This is a genomic window from Agrobacterium sp. MCAB5 (genome assembly GCF_052114365.1).
GTDB lineage: Bacteria > Pseudomonadota > Alphaproteobacteria > Rhizobiales > Rhizobiaceae > Agrobacterium > Agrobacterium tumefaciens.
In genome coordinates this window covers 1-834 of the sequence record NZ_JBFREP010000069.1, presented here as the reverse complement: position 1 = coordinate 834, position 834 = coordinate 1, and the positions used below count along the sequence as shown (strand labels likewise).

At 59.8% G+C, this 834-nt stretch carries 1 protein-coding gene; it reads right to left on the bottom strand.

The genetic code is table 11. The features are described 5' to 3' along the window. Positions 1–574, bottom strand: a 574-nt coding sequence (locus tag AB4Z23_RS27345) for an IS66 family transposase zinc-finger binding domain-containing protein (protein ID WP_441361167.1), incomplete at its 3' end; no start/stop codon positions are given. Positions 575–834 lie beyond the last annotated feature (260 nt).

Here is an 834-nt window from a genome sequence, read left to right as displayed (position 1 = left end):
GCCGGTAGAGCGGAAGATGCCATGCGAACTTTGAGGTCACGACATGGGCCGCGAGCGCCGTCGTCGCCATCCCGCCATCCATGAAGCGTGCCGGCGCTGACGCCTGGGTTATCCCGGTCGTGCAAGCCCGGCAGGCATAGCGGGGACGAATGGTCCGCTTCACCCGCAGGATGGCAGGAACGATATCGAGCGCTTCAGTGGTTGTTTCTCCAACGCGGTGCAGTTCGCCCGCGCAGCAGGAGCACGTCTGGCTTTCCGGTTCGATGACAACGTCATAGCGAGGCAAATGCTTAGGGAGAGCGCCGATATTGCGCCCTGCCGATCGACGTGGCGGCGAGAGACCGCTTTGCGGGCCGTCATCGTTGGCGGCAGTCGGGATATCTGTCAAGTCACCGAGATCCAGGCTGGCCTGGGTTGGATCAATTGCCGCAAGCTTCTCTGAGCGGGCTCCGTGGACCGAGATCCAGGCTGGGTCCACCTCAGCCTTCAGGTCAGCGTTCTCGGCATCGAGAGCACGAATAGTTCGGCTCAAATGCTCGATATTCTCCAGAAGTTGATCTTGGTTCAGCGGCATACCGAAGACTACCATAATCCGGTGAATCTTCAAGCAATTACAATCACATCACGCCACTCGCGTGGGAATCTTGACTTGCTTTGTGCCGATCCTTGTCCAGTCGAGGCCAGCGATCAGGAGACCGAACTGCTCGGGCGACATCGTCATCGCACCGTCCCTGACCGGAGGGAAAGCGAAGCTTCCATCCTCAAGCCACGGGCGACATCGTCATCGCACCGTCCCTGACCGGAGGGAAAGCGAAGCTTCCATCCTCAAGCCAC